Source organism: Candidatus Methylacidiphilales bacterium, assembly GCA_028713655.1.
Classification (GTDB): domain Bacteria; phylum Verrucomicrobiota; class Verrucomicrobiia; order Methylacidiphilales; family JAAUTS01; genus JAQTNW01.
This window is the reverse complement of the sequence record JAQTNW010000049.1, coordinates 1-23,355: the sequence shown is the minus strand read 5'-3', so window position 1 is coordinate 23,355 and position 23,355 is coordinate 1. Positions and strand designations below refer to the sequence as shown.

Below are 23,355 nucleotides of genomic sequence, written 5' to 3'. Positions count from 1 at the left end.
AAATCAACAAAATCGCACTTTGCGGCACCCCTGTTTCGCAAAAAAATCACGATAGCAGTCTTTTGTGGTCTCGGGAACATTGTGAGCTGGTAGCCCAGTAGCAGGTGTCCTGCCGAGCCTGGCATATTTTGACGTCCCCATACTATGCCAAGTCAGGATATCTATCCTTTCGAGAGACGGGTAATTCCACTCCATGCATGATATTGCGAGGAGATGTTCCATCTGGTCATTGACACCAGGGACAAGTGGACAGCGGAGGATGACTCTCGCCTCGCGGGAGACGAGAAATTCCAATATGTCGAGAATGGGACGAAGAGGGACACCGGTGAGCTTCATATGATGTTCATCACCGGTGGCTTTGTAATCGAACAAATAGAGGTCCGTGACGTCCAGGGTTCGCTCGCAAAGCTGTCGCGACATAAAGCCGCACGTATCCAGTGCGGTGTGGATGCCCAAGCTCCGGCATTGTCGCAAAATGGAGAGAGCGAACTCTGCCTGTGCCATGGGTTCGCCGCCGGAAACCGTCACACCGCCGCCGCTGGCTTCGTAATAGGCGCGGTCCTTCAAGACTTCGGCAACCACTTCCCCATCGGTCACCGTTCTTCCATGGAGGAACAATGAGCCTGAAGGACATTCGGTCACGCACATCCCGCAGTTGGTGCAACGAGTACGGTCCAATTGAGCTTTCTTGTTTCGAAGTGAAAGTGCCAACTCCTCACAGACGCCTGTGCATCTGCCGCAACCGGTGCATTTGTCGGGGTCAAACGCGAGTTCGATCCCAAAGCGCTGGGTTTCGGGATTGTGGCACCAGAGGCAACGCAGCGGGCAACCCTTGAGAAAAACCGTGGTTCTCAACCCCGGCCCGTCCACCACCGAGGTCCGGTGGATGTCTGTGATGATTCCGGTCATGTGGTGTGTTCGGTGCGCGAGAGGATTTCCTGCTGGGTGGCCGGATCAAGGTCGATGAAACGGGCGGAAAACCCGCCGACCCTCACGATCAGGTTAGCGTAATTCTCCGGATGAGCGAGCGCATCCAGCAGATCGTCCCGATTGGTGACGGTGATCATTGCCTGGGTGCCTCCCTGCTGAAAATAGGTATTTAAAAGCGTGTGGTAAAGCGGACGGTGTTGCGAGGGGAAGGAGGACGTGAGCCGGACATTTTGGACGGCACCCGCATGGATCGAAGGATCGGGTTTCGCTTGGGAGTTCAAAACTGCACTGAGTCCGTTTCTATCGCATCCGGCACTGGCGGAGTTGCCAGGGGCCAGTGGGTCTCCGTGTTTGCGCCCGTCCGCAGATGCGGAAGTCCATTTTCCCCAGAGGGTGTTATGGTTGTTGTTGATCACGACCACGAGGAAATGGTGCAGATTTGTGTTCCTAGCTGCCGCCGAGGTGCCTTTGCAAATGTGATTGTGGACGCGCTGGACCATCGCGTCGGCCACCGCATCGTCGTTGCCGAACTTAGGGGCGTTCTTGAACCGCCGCCGGAGAAGCTCGTGGCCGTTCCAATCCTCCTTGAGTGCAGACAGAAGTTCCTCTGCCTTACAAATTTTTTCTTGATAGACCAGTTGCTCGATCGCTGTGAGACTGTCGGCCGCGTTGTTATTCCCGTAGGTTTCGTTTGTGCCTCCCAGAAAGCGGATGCCTCCGTCGAAAATCGAGCGGCCCCGCACGAGACAATCGTCGTAGAGCAGACTCACCAGAGAATAGGGGCACTCCGGCCCGAGTGTCCGGTAAATGGAATCCTGCGCCATGGCGAGTGGTTCGAGAAAGAACTCCGTCGTGCGCGTAAAGGCGCTCCAGAGTGCGTCGAAGGTCGTATAGTCATTCAAATCCCCGAAGTCGGGACCGATGATCCGGCCGGTGCATAGGCAGCGCCCGTGATTGAGGGCCGATTCGAGGCACCGCTGCAGGTTGATGATTGCGTTGGGAGTGCCGCAACTCCGGTGATAAATCATATATTCGCCGCAGCCAAAAGGGAGATACTCACGGGCGGTTTCCTGGTCTATCGCGAACGCTTTTGCGACGGCGGGCACATTCACATCGTCGTTGTAAAGCATCGGAAACGTCTTGCCCTTGCAAATCACATCGTAGCCTTTCTCAAGCAGCGCGGGGTTCTGCCCCGAATAAAACCGGAGAGTGAGCTGCGGCAAAGGAAGGCTCAGACTTTCGGTGGTTTCCATCGCGAGCATGGCAAACCGGTCCGCGTCCGCCTCATTTTCCCTTCCCTGGCCGCCCACGATAATCCGGCCGTCGAAATGCAGGATTTCCTCGTCCAGAATGGAATAGAAATTCTGCATTAGCCTGAGCGCGCCGGCCCATGTCAACCTGCCCGTGTCGAGATCGCGGCATAAATACGGTCCGAGCACCACATCCAGGCGTCCGAAGTTGAGAGTGCCAGTCATGGTAGAAACGAGAAGGATGAGTTGGAGCGCCTCGTGAAATGTCGCCGGCGCATGTTCAAGAAGTCCGGCGAGCGCTTTCCTCATTTCCGAAGCCGTTCCACCGGGGGCGGCGGCCTCCAGCTTTTGCGCTTCGTCATGATAGTGCCTCACACATCGCCGGAGTCGGTCGAGAGACGCAAGCGCGCAGGCATAAAACCCGTCTGCCCGTTCATCGGGCGGATTTGCCCTCAACGACTGTACCATTTGCTCCAGCCCCGCAATGCCGTGCGAGACCAACTTCCCGAAATCCAATTGTAGGCCCGCCATACGGAAGAGCGGGAGCGCCGGAAGGCCCAGGCTTTCCGGGCGATCATACTTCTCTGGAAGACGCCGGTGAATTTCCGGGGCGAACTCCCGGTAACACCGGACGGCCATGGCTTCCTTTTCCCAGAATTCCCGGAGCACCGCCCATTCCGCAAGCTCCCGGGCGGAGTAGTCCCCCGCATTGATGGCCGCTTCCCAAGCCCAAGAATCGATGTAGTAACCGAGGCCGCCGTATTGGAGCGAGTAGCCCACCTCCGGATAGATCCGTTTTCCCGCCAGCAAGTCGGACGGGCGGGGGGAGACGAGCGCGGCCGGAAATTGCACATCTTCGCAAAGGATCTCCCTCTGAAAGCAGTCAAGTTTGGAGCCTTCCTGGAAAGCGGAGGTGAAGTGCCTGACGTAGTCCAGGCCCAGTGCTTTAATTGGACGTTGTGTGGCCATATATGGAGAGAATATCTCAGGTTGAAGTTTAATGGGCGTTTTTGCAGGGATTAGCTCACAGCGTTTTACTCTAGGTGAAGCCGGAGAATAAATCTTCCATGCGATTGACAAAAAGATATACTGTATTGATGGAAGTAATTCTCTTCAAGAATCTCAATACTCCCCCCTTCCGTCCGCGTGTCGGGATGACGCGCTTACTGTCCCGTCAGGTTTCTGTTCGGCATACTCATGATTTTTTCGAGATTTTCCTGATTGCGTCGGGATCGGGAATCCATCATCTCAACGGAAAGAAAGTGGAATTGACGGCCGGACACCTGGCCGTCATCCAGCCAAGGGATCGCCACCATTTCTCAAGCCAGGGAGAGGAACTTGCCATTCTGAATGTTGCAATGGCGTCCGCGTGGTGGAAGCAGTTTCACCAATTGATGGGAGGATCGTTGCCCGAAAATTGGTTTCGGCGCGGCAGCCCATCCGGGCACGTGCTGCTCGGCCCGAAAAATCTCACGGAAATGCGGGCGATTTTCGCGCAACTCGCGGGTCGTGACAATCAGCCTCCCTCCGATCTGGTCGATGCCCTCCTGCGCGTGGCGGCCTCATTCCTCTCGACGGACCCGCAGTCCACTCCCTTGCCGCCGTCCTGGCTGGAACAATGGAGAAACGCGATGATGAATGCCCACGAGGCGATTGCCGAGCCTTTTGCTTGCTGGCAAAAGCGAAGCGGGTGCTCCCCGGAACATCTGGCCAGAAGTTGCCGCGCATTCTACCAATGCACCCCCACAGACCTTCTCAACCATGCCAGGATCGAACGTGCAAAAGCATTGCTAGATTCGACAGATGACAAAGTAATTTCCATCGGCTTCGCCTGCGGGTTTGGAAACCTTTCAAACTTTTACAGGAATTTTCATGCCCGAACGGGCATGACGCCAAAAATGTGGAGACGCCAAGGTAGTGCCACCGTCCCGATTCGGGAAGAATGGCTCGCATCACAAGGACGATAAATTCGAGGCATCCCGACTATTATGAACCCGATGAGGTGGGCGGCTGGGACAAGCGAGGGGTTGACAGATCGGGAAGCGGAATATGGAATGCCTCCGCAACGGTGGAGGAAAACAGCTTGCGCGCCCGGCCTTCGTCAAGATCGAGCCAATTATGGATATTTCGCACTCCTTCGTCGGGAGTCAGGGCAGATCCCGCGAAGGAGGAAGTATGCGGCGAGCGAACTACGCGGTCTTCCCCGACTTCCAATTCTTGATGCCCGATGCGATAGCGTCCCGGAGGCGCGCCAGCGGCTGCCATGCAGTCAGTGGTAAAGAAGGCCTTTCCAAACGGCTTCGCCCGGAAAAAGTTCTTCAAGACGAATGGCGGAAGGTGGATTCCATCGGGAATGAAAAAGGCAGTCAATTCGTCCCGCGAAAGAAGCCGCTGAGTCACATTATCATGCCGGGGCATCTCGCCGGGAACCCCATTGCCAAGATGGGTGCAAAACTTCGCTCCGGCTTCAATCGCGGCATCAATATCGGTTTCGGAGGCGTTGGTGTGCCCAAGGGAGACCTGCACACCCGAACGGACCGCATAACGAATAACATCTGCGCTCCCAGGCAATTCCGGGGCGAGGGTCAGGAGTTTGACCTGGCCGTTTGCAGCCTCGAACAGGCGTTCAAATTCGGCGACGCTTGGCGGTCCCATGTGCCGTGGGTCATGGGCGCCAGAATACCCCGCTTCGGGCGAAAGCCATGGGCCTTCGATGTGGTAGCCGCAGACGGCCTCGCGGATTACTGGATCCGCATCCTTGATGCGCTCGATATTTTCAAGCTTTGCACAGAGGCAATCAATTCTGTCTGTAATCAGAGTGAGAAAAAACCTGCGCGTCTCGTGTGCTGCCAGCGCGTCGGTGGCGCGTCTCAAGTCGGCGACCGACAAACCGGGATTCTGAAAATCCACGCCCGCGAATCCGTTGACCTGTATGTCGAAGAGGCTGACTTTCATCATTTCACATGGAGGAATTGCTGAAGCGACGAATTTTTCATTGCTGGCTCTCCGGAAGAAGCGATGCGGATCCGCTGTCCAGGAAACACCATGCAGCCTTATGGCACTGGAGGATGGACGACGGGTGCAGAGGGGTCACACTTCCAGTTAGGCAGTCTTTCAATGCTTGTGCTTTGCGTTTGTCGGGAACCGTACAAATTACGGCCTTGGATTTCATGATCTGGCGGACAGACATTGAGATCGCCTGGGTGGGAACCTGCTTGAGCGTTTTGAACCACCCCTCGCCCATCTGCTGCCTGCGGCAGGCCTCGTCCAGGTTGACGACCAGATAGGGGGCGGTCGTTTTGAAGTCGGCCGGAGGATCATTGAATGCCAAGTGCCCGTTTTCGCCAATTCCCGCAAAGCATACATCGATAGGATGCTTTGCGATGATGCCGCCGACTCTGCGGCATTCCGCCGCCGCGTCGCCCTCGCCGTTGATATAATGAAATGCCGCTAAGGGCAGCAGCAAGCGGGACACGAATCGCTCCCAAAGGTATTTTCGGAACGAGGCGGGGTGGGTGATCGGCGTGCCGACATATTCGTCAAGGTGGAAGGCCGTGACGCGGGTCCAATCAATCCGAGGCATTTTGACCAAACAATCCAGCATTTCGAATTGCGAGGCCCCGGTTGCCACAATGATGTTGGCTTTTCCGCGTTTTTGGATGGCTTGGCGAATGAGCTTGGCCCCGAGCACTGCTGCCTCCGCGCCGGATTCTTGTTTTGTTTTTGCGACGCTGATTTGGATATTGTTGATTTTCATTGAGCTTAAAGCGCTAAAATTTCGGTTGGGACTTTCTGATTAGTCGAGGGGCTGGAACAGTTCGGCGATTTGAACCGTGCGTTCCTCGCGGCGGGAGATTTCCGCAGCCTGTCCGATAGCGGTTGACCACATGCCGTGTGCCGTTGTCGAAGTATTTTTTTTCTGGCCTCTGATGACGTTGACAAAGGCATCCACCAACATGGGATCGGCGCCGCCATGCCCGCCCTGCACTTCAGGAAGGGTGTGCGTGATTACTTCCTGGCTCCAGCGAGGGCGGATTGTAATCGTCCGTTTTTCCAAGCTGACTTCTGCCTGTCCACGATCCCCGACCACCGTGTAGAGGCGGTCGGTTACAGAGGTTATAAAACACTCGAGATGGCTGGCCTTGACACCATTTTCATATTCCACCATCGCGATGCCGTTGTCATGGGTGTCTTTGTCGGAAGTATACATGCAGAGATCCTTGGCATAGCCGTCGCAGGCAACCGCCCTGTCGCCCCAAGATTCATCTTGGCCCATCCTGAAGACATCAGGGCAAATCTCATTGTAATGGCATTGATGGCAGGTTGGTCCAACCGGCACATCGGGTTTGACCTCAAAAGGAATATGCTGAGAATTGAGCACATCAATCCCCGCGAAAGCACTGACCTTAACCGGCTTCGGAAAATCCAACAACCAGTTAAAGACATCAAAGTCGTGGCTCCCCTTGTGAATCCAAAGCCCTCCACTCTTTGCATATAAGCGGTTCCAACGCGACATATAGGTGCGGCCCCCATCGTAAAACTCTCGGTTTTCCATCAGGAAAATACGGCCCAGCACGCCAGTGGAAATCAGGCTCTTCAGCTTAACCAGCACATTGTGATGGCGCAAATTGAAGCCCATCATAAGTGTTTTGCCGGATTTTTCAGACGCGCTGATAATGTTTTGGCAGCCCTTGACTGTTGTCGCCAGCGGTTTGTCGATCAGGACATGGACCCCGCCGCGTAAGGCTGTCACAGCGTTGGACTCATGACAAAAGTCAGGACTGGTAATGACCACCGCGTCAAGCTTGCCCGCGGCAATCATGGATTCCACGGTGGTGTGGCAATCCGGCTGAATGTCCAGTTCCTTGGCAGCACACTCCATCCGAACCGGATTAGGATCGCAGAGCGCGACCACCTGGGCGTCATCCCGGGATTGGATCGCTTTGCCAAAACACCAGACACCCCGCGAGCCGACGCCAATAATACCCACTTTAATTTTTGGTTCTTTCATCGTGTCTTTATTTTCCGTTCACTCCGCCAATATCGCGATTCTGAATTTTCCGGCCGAAAGCTTGAGCTTTCTGGCACCACCGGTTTTCTTCATGATTAATGCTTCTCCGGAGAAAAGATCCTTCACCTTGCCCGTGGGGAAAATTTCCTCCGCGAAGGCGAGTGTGACGCTCGTGCAGCCCGCCGGGAAAAAAACAAAGGCAACGTCCCTGCCCCCGCTTTTTCCGTAGCGGACATAAGGATCCGCGTTAGAGGCGGTCGCCCTGTTTGCAGCAACCGTTATGTCACTGGCGGCCACTCCCGCGTCCGCGATGCATTTCAAAACCAGCTCTTCGAAACCGGGATAACATTTCTTCTCATACTCATCACCGAGATAGGTGCCGCATAAGATCACTTTGCCCTTGCCAAGCTTTACTTGAGAAAGCAGCGCCCCTTCCCCATCGACATTCCCGGCCCATATCTCTGCCCCCGATGTCGGCGTCTTCCACGGGGAAAGCATATGGGAGGCTTTTAACTTGTAGATTTTTCCCGCGACTTTTCCGGAGAATACGGGATTCTCGGGAACCGGCCTCCGCCCGACTTCGAAAACACCGGTAGCTGTTCCTGGAAACCTTTCTTCAGGATACCGGTATACTCCCTTCGAGTCCCAAGCCCCGGTTTCCGCCTCGCAGTATAGAACTCCGCCCCGTTGGACGAATTTTGTGAGTTTTTCAATAGTCGCATCGTCCAAAACAGTCACCCTGGGCAGGAAAAGGATCTTGATTCCCTCAAGTTCATCGAGGTGTTCCTCCTCTACAATCTTGAAGGGAACGGAATGGCGGATCATTGCCAGGCAAAAACCCCGGATCGAATTCAGAGGCTTGCGCGCCTCTGCTTCCTGAGCCCAGTAGAGATAGTAGGTTTGCGGGCTGAACAGGACGCCAACTTTGGCTTTGGAAGGTTTGTAGTTCCCAATGAGATCCGAATGCCGCCGGAGAATCTCCCCCGTGTGCTGCATGGCAGCGACACGTTCCTCGGCGAATCCGTCGTTCCCGATGAAGCCAAACCCGTTGGATTCGCATCCGAAAACCTCATCACGCCAGCACCAGAGGAGAACCGTATCGGCGCCGCTAGCGATGCTGTTCCATATCCACCGCTGTTGGTCAACTGCCCTTACCGGGTTATTGACTTCAAAGCCGATATTCGAACGGCCTCCCTGAAGTTCGCTGACCCAAAACTTCTTTCCTCGCGCGGCGGAATGGATCATCTCCATGGTTAACGCGTAATCCGCGTTGCTCATTTTCCACCAGGCCGGAAAATTCGAACAGCCGATGCCGTCCAACCTGTCGGCGATCGCCCAATCATTGCCCCTGTTCAATGCCTGATTCAACTCCCCTTCTCCCACCACCGTCATGCAGGGACTCGGTCCGTGTGCCGTCACCATCTTGTCCGGATGCACCGCCTTGATGATCTTGTAGCGGTCTTCCGCGTGCCGGTTTGAACGCCAGGTCAGAAAATGGGCGAAGGACATCGTGGAGGTGTACGGACGCGTCGGGGCTTTGCCCGGAAGCACGTCCTCCCAGGAATCGTATCGACGGGTCCACGCGTTGTTGAGCCCCTCAAGGTCTCCAAAGCGTTCGCCAAGCCATTCGCGGTATTTTTTGATCGTATGACGGCAATAGCAGACCGGGCCATCGGCCCCGACATTCCACCTCAGCTCGTTCCATGCATCCCAGCCGGCAATATTCTGCCGGTCTTTGTAATGCACGGCGGTCGCGTGAATGAATCCTGACATCCGCTCCCACACCTCGGGATGATCGAAGCAACCGCCGGGTGTCAGCCCGTTATGGCATTCGTTGCGGTGCTCTGAAATGACTTTGTGCCCGAGATTGGTGACCAGTTCGCAATCGGGGACAACCCGGTGGATCCAATACGGATGAACTTCGGCGATCGTGCTCAACACCACGTTCAGCCCGCATTCCTCGGCAATATCCAAAATCCTGTCGTAGTCATCAAAATTGAATTTCCCGGGATTCGCCTCTACCCAAGACCACATGACCCAGAGCTGGACGCAGTTGAATCCCGAATCTTTCATCTTCCGAAGGTCGTCTTTCCAGTATTTTGAAACCGGGAAGGGCGGACGATAGTATTGCGGGCCTAGATTGATCATAGTGTGTTTGTCTGAAGACGATGGCTTTTGGAGTCCCGTTAAACCGTTAACTGGTGAGTTCCCGCGTCGAGAGCTACGGAAATCATACGGGATCCCGAGTTGAAAATGGCGATTTCGAGATTGATTTTTCCGTCACACTCGACTTGCAGGAGAGTCGTTCCTCCCGACTCTCCCCCTCTGCGGCCCTCGCAGACAAGCGAGACATTTTTCCCGTTGAAGTCCACGTTTTTCAGTCCATGACGACCTCTTTCCGTGATGCGCCACGAGATGGTATTTGACGGCGCATCAAAGCCAAGTCCTATGATGTTTTCGATAAACATGGCGATAGGGCCGAGCCCGCTCCAGCCCACAAAATTATCACGGACGTAGCAGTTCTCCTTAACGGTGGCGGGACGCAGATATTCGGGGGAATACGCTTCCCATATGCCGCCATGGGCCGAATCGGTCATGACGCTGCTCATGGCGGAAACGTGCTTGATGGCGATTTCGCGTGCCAAATCCCAGCGGCCGCGTTCGGACAACCCCCGAACTATCATATAATTGGTTGGCGCCCAGACACCACCGAGCCAATAGCCACCATCAGGGCTGTAGTTGGGATCCTTGCGGGAAAGCGAGGGCACAGGGTGCAGAGTGCCGAATTCGCAGGGATCCACGAGGTGGTCTACCAGATGCCCGAGCTGTCGGTCATCGGCAGCACCGCTCAGAATCGTCCAGAAAGCCGCGACTGTTTTACAGCTCAAAAAGTTGTGCCTGTCCGCAGTGTCGCTGCGGGTAAAGCAATCGTAGTAAAAACCCGCCCTCTCGCTCCAACAGTAGTGGTTGATGAGCCGCGAAAGCTCGCCCGCTTCCGCGCGGAAAAAGGTTGCATCATCGTTTTTGCCCAAGATATCGGCGATGGAGGAAAGCCTGTTCGCCGCGAGCTGCTGCTGACAAGAAAGATCGACGAAACAGACATCGCTCCCAGCAAGGTTTGCCGCATAATAACCGCTTCTGGGCGAATTATCCATGCCGGAAGATCCGGTATCCTCAAAGTAATAGAGCCCGTTCTCTCTTCTCCTGTTGGCTCTCAGCCACATGAAATACTTTTTAAGGACAGGGTAGATCCGGGCGAGTCGCTCCTTGTCCCCCGCATGTTTGTAGTGCTCGAATTCCACCCATGCATAGATTGGGGGATTGATCCTTTCCCCGTATGACTCGCATTCCTTATCCCTATCATAGGCCATGCTGATATAGCCGTCGGCCCGCTGCAGTCGGTAGAGGTTGTCGAGATTGTTCAAGGCAGAGAGAACCCCATTCGAGTAGCGCGAGAACAGCGCCATGAAGCATGAGTCCCACTGCCATATCTTGCCGGAACCCAGCATACACGACATCTGCGGGAGCCATCCGGGGCTGTCGGGCACCTCCATGTTTTCGGCCGCAATCTTCCAGGCAAGATCGTAAAGTTCGATCCAGTCCGGGTTCGCGTCAAAAACCGGGCGAGGCACCCCGCAAAGATCTAGTTCAGGTAACAAGGATCTAGTATTTATAAGCTGCCTTTCTGAAATCTCTATCATTCTTCATTTCTCCATTTCTTCTTACGAATTGGAAAAAGAAGCGAGACGAGGTGTATGCCGTTTCCGAAATCTACCGGCGGAGATTACACACGAAAGTGTTGTTTCGTCTTCCGAATTGTGTATGAAACGCTCACTTATTTCCTGAAAGCGACGCTTGTTTCGCTTAAGACTGTTTACGGCGAAGCCGTTGACCAAAAGCGAGCATCCCTAGACCCCCCACGAACATCGCCCATGTGGCAGGCTCGGGGACGAGCGTCAGGGTCACGTCATTGAAGATACTGTCTCCTTCGCTGTTGCCCTTGAAGCTTAGGAGGTAATCCGCCCCGTCCACACTGAACTTGTAGTTGGCATCCGAGCTTAGCGTGAAGGTGCTGCCACTCGTGAGAATGGTCTCGAAGTAACCCGTCGTGCTGCCGTTGTCGATGTTGTCGATCAGCGTGATGGTTGTTCCCACCAGTGTTAGGCCGCTCAGGGTTCGGAGATCCAGAGTGCCGGCCAAGCTGACGTTTTGGCTTACTTTGACTTGGTCGTAGGTCAGTCCGGCTGTCGTTCCTGTCACTTCCGCCACCAGGGTGGAGGTGGCATCCATGGTGAAGTTGCCCTCGACGGTTGTGATTCCGGCGCTGTTGCCGGGCGAGAGTGTGCCGCCGATAAGAGCAAGGTCGCCGGTCAGCGTGGTGTTGCCTTTGAGTATCCCGTTGATAGTGGCGCTTCCATCAACGGTGCCGTTGGCATTCAATGTGGCACCGACGGATACCACGAGCGCTGCTATGGATTTGGTGGTGCCGGTCAGGGTTGTAGTACCAGTGGCGATGGTGATACTGTCCACGGTGTTTTTACCCGTGATGGCGCTGGTATCGTGGAGGGTGGTCGCTCCGATGGTCAGGTCGTTACCATTGATGGTCGCGCTGGTGCCGCTGACAGTGCCTAAAATCTTGCCGCTGCCCGTCAGAGTCGCGCTGTTGACGGATACCGCGGAGCCTGCCGCCAGTGATCCGTTTACGCTCAACGTGCCGCCGGTCACCAGGGTTGCCCCAGTATACGTATTGGTGCCGCCAAGAACAAGATTGCCGCCGCTAAGTGACAGCGCCGTTGTGCCGTTGCCATTGGCTATGACGCCGCTATACGTGCCGCCGTCGGTCACCGCCAAGGTGGAGACACTGGCGCCACTGTTGATCACCGTCTGGGTGCCGCTGCCCATGCTGTTCAGGGCAACAATGCTCTGGTTATGGCCACCGAGGTCGAAGGTGTTGCTGCTGTTGTCCGTGCCGCCGTTGGTTCCGCCAAGCACCAGCGTGGTATTGGTCGGCAGGGCATTGTCAATCCCGCTAACCAGAGTGCCGCCGCCATAGACCCAAGTGGGTCCATTGTAGGTATTCGCCGCAGCTAACGTCGTAGTGCCGCCGGTAACATAGAGATCGGAATTTGCACTCGTCCCACTGATCACACCTGTCACTTTGATGCCGCCGGTGTTGCCGTTTAAGACAAGGACTGTCCCGTTTTTTTGTAACGATCCGGAGAGAATCAAAAGCCCGCCGCCGCTGTTTCGCACGGTGTTCAAGCCGCTGCCCATGGCGTAGATGTTCTTATCCAGCGTACCAGCCGCCCCGGTATAATCTAGGGTGGCAACTGCGGAACTGCCTGTAACGCCGAGGTATACCATGCTCCCCGAACCCAGCGCCTGTGCGCCTGCCGCGGCCGCCACGCTGTTGAAGGCAAGGATGCCTTTTTGGACGCTGACATCGCCGGTAAAGGCGTTGGCGGCGTTGAGGGTCGTCTTACCCGTGCCCGCCTGGACAAACTGTCCAGTGCCCGTTATGGCCGTGCTGGAGAAATCCGTGCCCTGTGCCACGTCGTTGGAGCGGTTGACTGCAAAAATGCCGTTATCGACGATAGCGCTTAACGCGGACAGGGCACTCGTAGTGTCGTCCGCGCCCAGTTGCAACTTGCCTCCACTGATGGTGGTATTGCCGCTATAGGTGCTTACACCGGAGAGCACCCATGTGCCGATGCCGTCTTTCGTCAAAGATACAGCTCCCGTTCCATTATCAGCGATGCTTGCTGCAAGAGTGTTGAGGCCGGTGTTTGTGCCGGTCAGGATGAGCGTTTTCGCTAGATTTGTGTCGGCATAAACCGGCGATGCCGTGTTGGTAAAGCTGACCGCGCCTGCACCCGAAGCATTGAGGGCAGCCGTCGTTCCCGCGCCTGCGCCGATCGTAAAGCCACGATTCGTGCTGGCGGTTCCGCCAATATAACGAAGCGTGGCATTGGTGATGGCCAAGTTGGCGGCCGCTGCCGAGGAAGTCCCTGTGCTGCTGGCCATCCCGCCATCGGCAAGATAGGCGACGGCCAAAGTCGAGCCGTCTCCGAGCGTTGTCGTGCCACCATAGATATTATTCGTGCCGGAGAATGTCGTAATACCGGTGTTTGTTATGTTGTAACTTCCAACCCCCACCCCTGATCCTCCCGTAGAGAACCAATCCACAACCCGAGCAGAAACAAGCGTATCGCCCGTTCCAGCCAGTGTCATAGTATTATTATAAGCATTTTGACGAAAGCTGACGGAAAGAGTTCCCGAAATAGTCAATTTACTGCCGCCCGTAATGGAACTCGCAATGGTTCTGCCATTCACCGAACTCTCAGAATTCCCACAAATATTGCCACTCAGCGTAATATCGTTTGCACCCGAAAACGTTATTTTACTGTTTTTACCTATAGTGATATTATTTGAAAGTATAACCGATGACAACTGCGACTGGATCGTAGCGCTGCAAGCATTGCTTGCATCGCCAACGTTGATCGTGCCTGTACTGAGTCCGCCATTGCCATTATTATTTTTGATTATAAGCGAACTGTTATTCCCGAGGAACGTATTACCAACACCTAAGATAGCGCCAGACACAACCACCGTTCCTCCTCCGCTATTGATCGTAAAAGCCGCCAGGGAGCTGGCAACACCTGAATTATACGTACCAGAAAGGGTGAGCGTACCAGCACCGCTTTTTGTGAGAGCGAGATAACTTGCGCCCCCCTTGGAAGCATAACCACTAATCTCCGTGTTACCCGCCCCTGAAATAGTCAACGTTTTGAGGCCGCCAGTACCGCCAGTACCGCCAGTGATATTGCCACTCAACGTAAGCAGCCCGGCAGTACTGTCATTGGTGAAAGTGGTGTTACTCGCGACGCCGGTGGTGCCAAGAATATAATTCGCACTGATGGTTTCGTTCTGAGTCACCGTGCTCTTCATCGAAACAGCCGTTGACGTGGCATCGTTCGTGGTGATGGTACCATTGCCCAAGGTGTACGCCGCCGCGCTGTTCGTGTCGAAAATTATCTGACCGAGGGAAATGATGCCCACCGTAATATTCGTATTGCTATTACCTGCGCCGTTGAAGGTGGCGGTACCGCCGACACTCGGAACGGATGCAGGGGTCCAGTTCGCGCCCGACCAGTTCGCATCCGTGCCGTCGCCGCCGGTCCATGTCGCGTTCGCCGCATGGATCGCAGAGAGAGGCAAGAGGCTGAGAAACGCCGCTGATGCGGCTACGCTGAGGGAGCAGGGGGTTTTCATAATTTGTGGTGCGGGGTATGTTATTTATAACATTTGCTTAAATACTGCTGTATCTCAAAAATTCGACGATGTAAACTATTTTTTAATCTGTTTTTATTTTTCACTGTAGAGATAGACGGGGGCAAGCAAACCGCCCGTGCCCAGCTCGTTGATGAAGACGCGCGTGCCGCGCAGGGTGATCTGGTTTTCCGCGCCCGGCTTGAGCGCTGCCGTGATGTCAAACGATAGCGGCTTGCCGTAGCCATTTTTGAACTCTTCCTGGGCTTCGCCCTTGTCATTGACGTAGGGTACATGTTGTCCATTGACCCAGAGTTTGACGTTGCCATCCTCGCGGCTGACCCACAGGAAGACTTTTTTGCCTTCGGGAACGCGCTGGACTTTCACTGAAGCCCGGTACCACACTGGCCCAAAATAGTCGGCAAGCCCCAGCGTGCTCCACATGTCCACGCCCAACTTTGTGGTCTTCCAGTCGGTGTCGTGGAAGTCGGCGGAAAATAGCCCCTGCTGTTCTCCCGATTTTGCCTTGTCAACGCAATACTTCCAGTCCGCCAAAGGTGTTGAAATAAGCCGGAAGTTCTTGAATATGCGGGTGGCGTCCAGGTATGCGGGTTGAAACCAGTCCCGCATCCAAAGCGCGGCGGCGTTGTACACGGGCTCCCAGGACACGCCGGAGAACGCATACTGTTTCGCGTATTCCTCTGAGAGGTGAAGCTGGCTTCCCATCCACTTCTGGCTTTCCGGCCCGAGACGCGCGAGTTTTCCCGAGTTCAGGTCCCAGAGCAGCTTCATCCAGCGCTCGAACTGACATAAGGCGGCGTCCTGCATCTTGACGCGGCGGTATTCGGTGATGCTCCGGCAACTCGCCAGCGCTCCGTCCATCACGGTCCGCGCCTGTTTCATGAATTCCGGGGTGAACCGGCGAACATAATCCCATCCGCCTCCGGCGTGTTCATCCACGTTGGTCCACTGGTCGTCAAACATGGTCCAGTATGTCCTCATCGGCGCTTCGGCGTTGCCATAGAACATCGTGAAGAATTCGTCGAGGATGGCATCGGAGTTTTCGTTGGGGTTCCAGGCCTTGCGGAGGCTGAGATAGTGGCCGGGCATGATCTGATCCTGATTGGTCATGCCTTCGGGCTGCCAATATTTTACATGGTTGGCGTAGATGATCGGCAGTTCTTCTTTCATCTGGTGGATCATCGGATAGGGCGCCGAGTATTCCCCAAGGTTGAACATGTAGTTGTAGTAGGATATGGCACCACAGACTTTGGACCAGCCTTCAAGGATTTTCTTGACGTGCTGCCGCGACGGGCAGGAGGCGTCTGTCATGGCGTGGGCGCGGCAGTAGTTGATCGGCGCGAACATCGGCACGAGGTTCGGGTGAAGCTTTTCGCGGACTGGCGCCTGGGTGTATTGCACGTAGGCGAGGAAGCCCAGCTTCACATCGGGGTATTTTTGGGCGACTTTCTCCGCGACGATGTTACAGAATTTAATATAGCGGTCGGTAATGGAAGGCCCCGCCATCACGGAATCGTAGTCCCCGGCGTCCCAGGCTTTGTCATCGCTTTCATCAAAAACGCCGCCGTCGTCCGGCGAGATCGAAATAGAAGGCATGTAGCGCTTGTCCAACTGGGCGATCATAGCGTCGGCAACCGCCTGCTGCACGCCGGGATTGCTCCACTTGAGGCGTGACGCGTGCGGTTGGCCGCCAATGATGGCGCGCCACTCCGGATGCTCTTTCCTCTGCGCTTCCGTGACATATTGTTCCAGCGCATGGCTGGCGGCTATGGGTTGCCCCCCCATGCGGTTGCGCCGCCTGAAATCGGCATCGGAATACCAAATGCCCCGGTACCAGGTGCCCGGCGCCCCGGCGAAGTCCGTTTCCGGCAGTGCGATGGTGGGGCGGGAAGGGATGACTTCCCCCAGTTCGGAAGCGATAAACCAGCGGCAGCCCTGCCGGTGGAGTACTTCATAAATGGCGTAGGATGTGCTTTCTTCGCTTTCACCGAACAGCCCGACGCCCCCCTTGGATACCACCATGCGAAAACCCTGCTTGTATGCCGCGGTTTGCTTGACGGGGCCGAATTTCTTTTCCGCAAGTGCCCCGATGTAAATAGGCAGGCGGCCGTCTTTGGGTTCTGTGTTCCCTTCCGCATCCAGGGAAACTATCTCGATTTTGGCGCCGGACATTTTTCCCAGATAAGAAGCTAGGTCATTGACCGACTCGCGCAGGATTTGACGCTGCGTTTCAGCCGTTTTCTGGACGGCGGTTGCCGTGAGCGGCAGGACAATGTTGGGGACCATGACCGATGTCGGGGCCAAGATCACGACTTGCGCCTGTCCGTTTTTCACGAGGGTCACGTCGGCCCGGGCGCTCGCAGTCCCGAGTGCGATCACCCCAACTAAACAAATGAACCCCAGATACAGCGATTTCACCCGTCCGGACCTTTTTCCGCTATTTTCACATTGCATAACAATCTCCAGTCTCGTTTTTAGAAAAAATTTTCGTTCAATTTATCTTCCGTGCGCATCAGTGGCGCCTTCAACATCATCATTTTGTTTCACCTTTTGCGTCGCGTTCCACGACTTCCATCGGCAAGAGCAGTTCTTCCGCGGATCGCGCATAATACGGCGGCACGTTAAGAAGATTGCGCTGCTGGAGTATCCCTTCCATCTTCCATAATGATCCATCTGTGTGGGGCGGCACCGGCACCTGGAAGTTAGCTCTTCCATTTTTGACGATTTCCTCCTTGAGCCGGTTGAATTGAAAAACCACGTTTCCCATAGGGTCCTTGATGACGCCTTGATCAGCGCGTCCTTGCGCCCCGATGGCACAACCGGCGACGATCTTTGTACCGCGGGGGACGTAGAAATACATGTCCGAAGACGTTACGAAATTGGCCGAGGCATCAATGGTCCATGGAACGCCGGTCGCCTCAGCCTGCCGGAGCACCTGCGGGAGCCAGGAGAATGCAAGGCGGTGCAAGCCAGCGTATGGTGACACAAACTCCACATTTATTTCGTTCGATTCAACTTTTTTTGAAGCCGAAGCGGAAGCCTTGGGAAAGTCGAACTCTTTTTCGACCACTGAACGGCCATAGCCGATCGGATTGTTCAACGCATACAGCGACAGTTTTATCTTGAAGCCGGTGCCGGGCGCGCCTGGTGCGCTCACCTTGAACCGCTGTTCGTTCGGATCGAGCCAGGTAAACCAGTTCTGACAACCATAGATGAAGCACTTTCCGGGCGAGACAGTCGGCAGATGGAGGACCTTGGCTGCCGGAACAAGATCCTTTGAGTAATAAGCAGCTTTGAACGGCAGAACGGAGTTCGCCTTTATGCCATTCTCCAATATCTGAGTGATCTCCTCCGAACTGAGCGACGCGGCGCCTCTCCACGGGTTCTGTCCTATTGGTTTTAAAGTGGCTGCCTCTGGCGGAAGAGTGACGTCTTTCTCATACATAGGCATGCTTTGCGTCAGCGCCCAGCCGTGCACCATACATGTCCCGCGGATGCGGTAAATATACTTGATCAGTTCCTCGAACTCCTTTTGACGAGGCGCCTTGGTCCTTTGCAGGGCGGCATATGCTTGGAACAACTCCACATAATGAGTATACTGAATAAGATCATCAATCCGCGCCTGGACTCCCGGATCGGCTTCCAATTTCCTCCCTTCGTCCAATAACTGATACATCCGCCCAACAAAGTCATCCAGCTGGAGATAGCGTTTTGTGGTGCCGTCCCCGCCGTCGAGCAGGCGATAGAATTCACCCAATGGCTTAGATGCCGCCTTAAAACAAAGATTGAGGAATTCATACCTCAATTCCTTTGCATGGCCCGCCTCGGATACATCCCAAAGATAGCGGCTGGCCAGATAATAGCCGAGACCGCATGGCGCCCAGTTATCCCCCGACTCGGCTTGAAAGAATCGCGCCCCTTCACGATAATAGCGCGGTAAGTTTTCCGCTATGGAATCGAGGCAACTCCCCCCCGGAATACTCGGCAGATCGCGATGCCAGTCAGTCACGCTGTAATAATCATAAATCCCCACCTTGGCGCCCTGTTTTTGCCAACCCGAAATCCTCTCATCTACAGGGATGTTAGCCGACATTCTAGTGCAGGCACTCACGATGACCTGGGGATCGACGCTGAATGTCGGCGGGACGGAATGCCTAAAATAGGAGAGCATGCCTATGTATTTGCTTGTGCCATATTCAGCTCGAACCGCAGCGGCGCACTCGTTTGCCAGCAGGGTTGTCCGGTTGGAAATAGCGCCCAGCTTGGCGCATTCCTCGCATTCGCACCAACCGTCACCATCGGTGGGTTCGAGGGAACAACTCTCTTCATTAGGACGCTCTTTAAAGTAGCGCAAGACGAAGTCGACCACAAACTTGCGCAATTCAGGGTTGGATATGCATAATTTGGGTGAGTTGCGCACGCCTTTCCAGAGCGCGTAATATTCCGGATGAACTGCAAACGCCAACTTGTTTTGCGCAACAATGACATTGTACATGTGGGCGTTTCGGAGAACGAAACCCGATTTTATGCGGTTGCGCACGCACCATTTTTTGTAGAGTTCGTAATTTTCCGGAAATGTCCCGAATTGGTAGTGGATATCGCGCACCACATAACTCGGAGTTGAAAAGACATCCATGGCCGCATCAAGATTCCGCTTGGCGGGAATGATCTCCCAATTGGATCCTGCAAAATACTGCCGGTAGCCCAACCGGTATAAAAAATCCCAGACAGCATGTCCAACCGCGATATCGCTGATTCCAACGAGCCAGACTCCTTTCGCATGCGTCTTGATGATATATTCGTCACGGCGCAGCGGATCAAGCGGGTTAAACCGTCCGTCAACAGGCGCCTTCGGAAAATCCGCAGCCTTACCGACCGCAATCCCCTCCCGGCCGTCTCCCACATCTGTCACGAATTTCGCGCCAGTAATCTTTCCGAGCATGTCCCCAAGATCGGCGGCGTGCTTTTTGACCTCGTCGGTCGCGGTGGGGGAGACAACAATTTTGAAGGCCGTCTGTCCATCCGACGCCACGGTCACGCGCGTTCCATCGCCGCCGGGAGCCGCCGCGAAAGCAAGAAACGGAATGCAGAATAGCACGGCGAAAACCATGTGCGCAAAATGGAAATACCGAAGGCAGGGCGTCTTTATAAAGATCCCTATTTTCATTAATTCTTTCATAATTATACCAAGCTCTTTCTGGGGTGTAGTTTCGCTCTAGTAAGCAGTTATCGGATATTTTTATTCGGCGAGATTCACATTACCCCGCGTCAAGATCATCATAAACCCTGGCCGCTGCCCTCAAATTCTCACGGCGAAACCGGAGAGAAGCAAACACTACCGCCCAGGCTTTTGGCCTAGAAATGGGCGGAAGAAATTGCAGAGGGCCAGCGTGGCAATCAAGTTGCGGATATATGGGGAGCATCGTGTATAGGGGAACAGAGGCAGGGAAGGAGTGTTATTTATAACATTAGGAAAAAAGTGTCAAGCGCTTCTTGAAAATTTATGAACAAGATTCTCCAGCCCGGTCTTCTATAATTTATCGAGGCTAGACAAAGACGAGTTGATCCCAGTTCGTTATCTGATGGAAATCGATTTTGGATAAAGCGGCGGAGGAAGATAGCACCGGATCGGGCCACCCCTTTGTATAATCATACCGGCAAATGGCGAAGGACCAGAGTGAACCAGACTTGGGGTGTGCATTAAGGAGTTCAAAAGGGATGTCAAGGAAAGCCGACCAGCCATTGGAGGTCAACCGGGTCATCACGCGAGTTACGGGAGAGGCGATTGCGTCATCCCATGGGTTTCCTTTAAACGGCGAAGGTGTCATTTTCTGCCAGCCAACCGGAAGCTTAAGTTGGAGAAGGGCGCCATTGGGCGCAGCATGGATTTCATAGTAACGATCCACATTCGAGTGAACGAAAACTTCGACGACATCACCCTCTAGGAAAGCGGGCTGATTGAAGCCAGAAACGGGATTGAATACATCGATATCCTCCAATTCGGCCAAAACGCAAAGTCCTCGGTCATGATATGCCAAACGAGCCACTGCTGGCCTAAACCGGGCCTCGGGTGTTTCACGCCATGCCTGTCGAAAATCCAGCCCAGGCACCCCGTCAAACGCTGCGTCAACATCAGGCCAGTTCAATGGAATTGAAGGAAGTTTGGGGCATTTGAAGGGAGAATACATCATCTTATATTTTGCCGAATTGCTGGAATGCCGGTTTGTGGGCGTAGACACGCCGGTAATAATCGGCACGTTTGAGTAATCCGGCGGCGGGTTCGTCGGCGATAAGGATGGTTTGGGGGTGAAATTGCAGCGCGGACGCGGGGCACATGGCGGTGACGGGACCTTCGACTGCTGCCGCGACGGCTTCCGCCTTCCCCTCGCCAAAAGCCAGAAGCAGGCAGGTGCGCGCTTCCATGATGGTGCCCACGCCCATGGTGATCACATGTTGGGGTACTTCTTTGGTCGATGCGAAGAAGCGGCGGTTTGCGGCTACGGTTTTTTCCGTGAGCGTCTTGATGCGGGTACGCGATCCTAGGGACGAACTTGGTTCGTTGAAGCCGATGTGACCGTCGTGGCCGATTCCGAGCAGTTGAAGATCGATGCCGCCGGCCTTGGAAATGGCGGTTTCGTATTCCCGGCAAAACGCAGGGATGTCTTTTGTCATTCCGTCCGGCAGATGGATGCGCGTCTTTTTAAGATTCACATGATCGAAGAGATACATGTGCATGAACTGGTGGTATGACGCTGGGTGTTCGGGAGGGAGGCCGATGTATTCGTCGAGGTTGAACGTGGTGACGCCGCTAAAATCGAGCCCTTCCGCGCGGTATATCCGGATGAGTTCGCAGTAGAGCGGAACAGGAGTGCCGCCGGTGGCCAAGCCGAGGACGGCGTCGGGCTTTGTTCGGATGAGTTGTTCAATGATCCGCGCGCCGAGTTGGGCTCCGCTCTGGGCGTCGGGTTGGATGATGACTTCCATGGTGGGAAACAAACGAGTTGGTGGTTAGCTAATGCCCAGCCGCTTGGAGAGCGCAGCCCGGACCTGGGCCTCGAAATTTCGGATGTGGGCGGTAACGAATTCGATGATATCGCGCGACGGATCGGTCACGAGCGATGTGAGATCCATGGCGAATGAAACCATCTGCGACTGGTCGGTCGCGTGGGAATCGAAGAAGGTGGCGTTGGCGCGCCGCCGACCGAGCGTGGCGAGGTCGTAGCGCTTGCCTCCGGCAATCTGCGAATCGAAGACGCCGTTGAGTGCGGCGGCGAGGTTTTCGTGGGCGCTGACGTCGTGGACTATCTTGTCTTCGTCCGGCATCCAATCCAGGGAACGCCATATCTCGCAGCCGTAGACGGTTTCCGGGCGCTGTTCGGCGGGCAATTCCCGGATGGCTTCCAGCGCCGCGATGGCGACGCCGAGATGCGTGTCGTGTTTGTCGGCGAGGTTGTGCATGTAGACAACGCGCGGCCGGGCGGCTTGCAAAAACCGTTTCAGATCCTCTTTGAGGGAGGGATCGCCGGGGCTTTTGACAGCGCAGCTTGGATAATCAAGCTGGACCATTACGCCATAATGGCCGATCACGGCGGAAGCTTCCTGTTCCTTGCGCCGCACCGCCTGCATTTGCTCGTCGGTAAAATCGGCGTACGAGCCCGTGCGCGAGCTTCCGGAACCGTTGGTGCAGGTGATCCCTCCGAACCACTCGGAGGGACTATGGAAACACGCAAGAATCCCGTGAAGGGCCATGAATTCCAAATCGTCCTGGTGCGCGCCGATTCCGAGGTGGGTAATGCGCCGGAGCGCTTCTTCCTCGGGCGTGGCGTCTGGAATGAAAACGCGGGCTCCCGGATTATTTAGTTTCATAGAATGGGCTTTTCAATTTTCGGCAAGCTGGCCGCCGCAATGGCCTGACCGTGCCGCTTGTCCTGCTCGTTGGGGGTTCTCAGCCGGATGCAAGACGCCAGTTCTGGAAACTCGTCGCGCAAAACAGCGTCGGCTTTTTCGATGATGACTTCGCCGCCTTGCCCTGAGGTAACACGGCCAAGGATCAGCACGTTGCGGATCTTGTAAAACTCCGCGTAATGGGCAATCGTGTAACCCAGATAAACGCCGATGGTTTCATAAACCGCATGCGCCCGCTCGTCGCCCTTCGCCATTAGCTTCTGGACTTCGACCAGCACTTCGGCAAGCGGCGTACCAGTTTTCACGGCAATCCCGGCTTTGGGGACCAATCGCGCCACGGCCTGTTGGGAAAAATATTGCACGCCGCAGCCGATGTCGCCCGACCACTCGTCGGCGGGAGCGTCCTCGCGGTAGTCGATCGGCGCGAATGCCAGTTCGTTCAACCACGGGAGGATATGGCCGTGCGGGTCCACATAACCGCTGGCCTGGCTGGTTCCCATCGAAATGCCCAGCACCTCGTTGTCCCTCATCGAAAGCGATCCCGCCAGGGCCGTGACTTCGCCGTCGTTGACGACTTCAAAAGGAATGTCGCCCCAGTTCTTTTTCAACTCGAAAAAGATCCCCCTTACGCGCTGCTCGAAATCCGCTTTTGAGACTCCGCGGAAAAGCGAGGCCACGCGCACCTCGTTGTTCACATAGACGCCGGCCGCGCTTCCGCCAATGGCATCCACGCAAGGGAGCGCGGCGGCAGCCCGGCGCAAACTGTCGTTGATCCCATCTAGGTGATATTTGGGATTACTCTCAAAATACGGGTTCCATGCTACTTCCTCGGAGAAAACCACCTTCCCGTCAATAAGGGCCGCGCATTTTCGGTCGCTGCCGCCCAGGTCAAACCCGATCCGGCAGCCGTCCATGTTGCGCCCGAGCGGTATCGAGCTTTCGCGCGCTTCCGGCAACGCTTCGTAGGCG

General features: G+C 55.3%; 15 protein-coding genes. 1 reads left to right on the top strand and 14 read right to left on the bottom strand.

What is annotated here, in order from left to right:
• Nucleotides 1-3: 3 nt before the first annotated feature.
• A complete protein-coding gene (locus PHD76_13275; protein ID MDD5262811.1) occupies nucleotides 4-909 on the bottom strand; it encodes a glycyl-radical enzyme activating protein in 906 nt (301 codons plus the stop codon).
• Entirely contained in the window at nucleotides 906-3,149 is a 2,244-nt protein-coding gene (locus tag PHD76_13270; GenBank protein MDD5262810.1) for a pyruvate formate lyase family protein, read from the bottom strand. The genes PHD76_13275 and PHD76_13270 overlap by 4 nt, the downstream gene beginning before the upstream one ends.
• A 98-nt stretch (nucleotides 3,150-3,247) precedes the next feature.
• Between PHD76_13270 and PHD76_13265 the strand changes: the two genes are divergently transcribed.
• The gene (locus PHD76_13265; protein ID MDD5262809.1) at nucleotides 3,248-4,147 is read left to right on the top strand and encodes a helix-turn-helix transcriptional regulator; all 900 of its coding nucleotides are present in this window, start codon (nucleotides 3,248-3,250) and stop codon (nucleotides 4,145-4,147) included.
• A 19-nt stretch (nucleotides 4,148-4,166) separates the two neighbouring features.
• Here PHD76_13265 and PHD76_13260 read toward each other — a convergent pair whose 3' ends face one another.
• From PHD76_13260 to PHD76_13205, 12 genes are all read right to left on the bottom strand, one after another.
• A complete protein-coding gene (locus PHD76_13260; GenBank protein ID MDD5262808.1) occupies nucleotides 4,167-5,138 on the bottom strand; it encodes a hypothetical protein in 972 nt (323 codons plus the stop codon).
• A 34-nt stretch (nucleotides 5,139-5,172) separates the two neighbouring features.
• Nucleotides 5,173-5,937 carry a glucosamine-6-phosphate deaminase gene (locus tag PHD76_13255; protein ID MDD5262807.1) on the bottom strand — a complete coding sequence of 255 codons (765 nt, stop codon included), beginning with the start codon at nucleotides 5,935-5,937 and terminating at the stop codon, nucleotides 5,173-5,175.
• Between the two features lie 39 nt (nucleotides 5,938-5,976).
• Nucleotides 5,977-7,191, bottom strand: coding sequence for a Gfo/Idh/MocA family oxidoreductase (locus tag PHD76_13250; GenBank protein ID MDD5262806.1), 1,215 nt, complete (start codon nucleotides 7,189-7,191; stop codon nucleotides 5,977-5,979).
• Between the two features lie 18 nt (nucleotides 7,192-7,209).
• Complete coding sequence (locus PHD76_13245; protein ID MDD5262805.1) at nucleotides 7,210-9,339, bottom strand: beta-galactosidase; 2,130 nt, start codon at nucleotides 9,337-9,339, stop codon at nucleotides 7,210-7,212.
• A 38-nt stretch (nucleotides 9,340-9,377) separates the two neighbouring features.
• The gene (locus PHD76_13240) at nucleotides 9,378-10,850 is read right to left on the bottom strand and encodes a trehalase family glycosidase (protein MDD5262804.1); all 1,473 of its coding nucleotides are present in this window, start codon (nucleotides 10,848-10,850) and stop codon (nucleotides 9,378-9,380) included.
• A gap of 205 nt (nucleotides 10,851-11,055) precedes the next feature.
• Nucleotides 11,056-13,524: an autotransporter-associated beta strand repeat-containing protein gene (locus PHD76_13235; GenBank protein ID MDD5262803.1), complete on the bottom strand. Its 2,469-nt coding sequence runs from the start codon at nucleotides 13,522-13,524 to the stop codon at nucleotides 11,056-11,058.
• Nucleotides 13,525-14,556: 1,032 nt separating this feature from the next.
• Entirely contained in the window at nucleotides 14,557-16,899 is a 2,343-nt protein-coding gene (locus PHD76_13230; protein MDD5262802.1) for a DUF4838 domain-containing protein, read from the bottom strand.
• Between the two features lie 115 nt (nucleotides 16,900-17,014).
• Nucleotides 17,015-19,660, bottom strand: a complete 2,646-nt coding sequence (locus PHD76_13225) for a DUF4838 domain-containing protein (protein ID MDD5262801.1) — start codon at nucleotides 19,658-19,660, stop codon at nucleotides 17,015-17,017.
• 367 nt (nucleotides 19,661-20,027) lie between these two features.
• Nucleotides 20,028-20,672 (bottom strand): hypothetical protein, encoded by a 645-nt coding sequence (locus tag PHD76_13220; protein ID MDD5262800.1) that lies wholly within the window; start codon nucleotides 20,670-20,672, stop codon nucleotides 20,028-20,030.
• A 1-nt stretch (nucleotide 20,673) separates the two neighbouring features.
• Nucleotides 20,674-21,465 (bottom strand): glucosamine-6-phosphate deaminase, encoded by a 792-nt coding sequence (nagB, locus tag PHD76_13215; GenBank protein ID MDD5262799.1) that lies wholly within the window; start codon nucleotides 21,463-21,465, stop codon nucleotides 20,674-20,676.
• A gap of 24 nt (nucleotides 21,466-21,489) precedes the next feature.
• Complete coding sequence (locus PHD76_13210; GenBank protein MDD5262798.1) at nucleotides 21,490-22,347, bottom strand: PIG-L family deacetylase; 858 nt, start codon at nucleotides 22,345-22,347, stop codon at nucleotides 21,490-21,492.
• A partial coding sequence (locus PHD76_13205) for a hypothetical protein (protein ID MDD5262797.1) occupies nucleotides 22,344-23,355 on the bottom strand: 1,012 nt, incomplete at its 5' end. The genes PHD76_13205 and PHD76_13210, both read right to left, overlap by 4 nt.

Excerpts from the sequence above, each read along its gene's own strand:
- nagB (MDD5262799.1), bottom strand. The coding sequence starts at position 21,465 with ATGGAAGTCATCATCCAACCCGACGCCCAGAGCGGAGCCCAACTCGGC.
- PHD76_13265 (MDD5262809.1), top strand. The coding sequence starts at position 3,248 with ATGCGATTGACAAAAAGATATACTGTATTGATGGAAGTAATTCTCTTC.
- PHD76_13255 (MDD5262807.1), bottom strand. The coding sequence starts at position 5,937 with ATGAAAATCAACAATATCCAAATCAGCGTCGCAAAAACAAAACAAGAA.
- PHD76_13245 (MDD5262805.1), bottom strand. The coding sequence starts at position 9,339 with ATGATCAATCTAGGCCCGCAATACTATCGTCCGCCCTTCCCGGTTTCA.
- PHD76_13210 (MDD5262798.1), bottom strand. The coding sequence starts at position 22,347 with ATGAAACTAAATAATCCGGGAGCCCGCGTTTTCATTCCAGACGCCACG.
- PHD76_13260 (MDD5262808.1), bottom strand. The coding sequence starts at position 5,138 with ATGATGAAAGTCAGCCTCTTCGACATACAGGTCAACGGATTCGCGGGC.
- PHD76_13275 (MDD5262811.1), bottom strand. The coding sequence starts at position 909 with ATGACCGGAATCATCACAGACATCCACCGGACCTCGGTGGTGGACGGG.
- PHD76_13220 (MDD5262800.1), bottom strand. The coding sequence starts at position 20,672 with ATGATGTATTCTCCCTTCAAATGCCCCAAACTTCCTTCAATTCCATTG.
- PHD76_13270 (MDD5262810.1), bottom strand. The coding sequence starts at position 3,149 with ATGGCCACACAACGTCCAATTAAAGCACTGGGCCTGGACTACGTCAGG.
- PHD76_13250 (MDD5262806.1), bottom strand. The coding sequence starts at position 7,191 with ATGAAAGAACCAAAAATTAAAGTGGGTATTATTGGCGTCGGCTCGCGG.
- PHD76_13225 (MDD5262801.1), bottom strand. The coding sequence starts at position 19,660 with ATGAAAGAATTAATGAAAATAGGGATCTTTATAAAGACGCCCTGCCTT.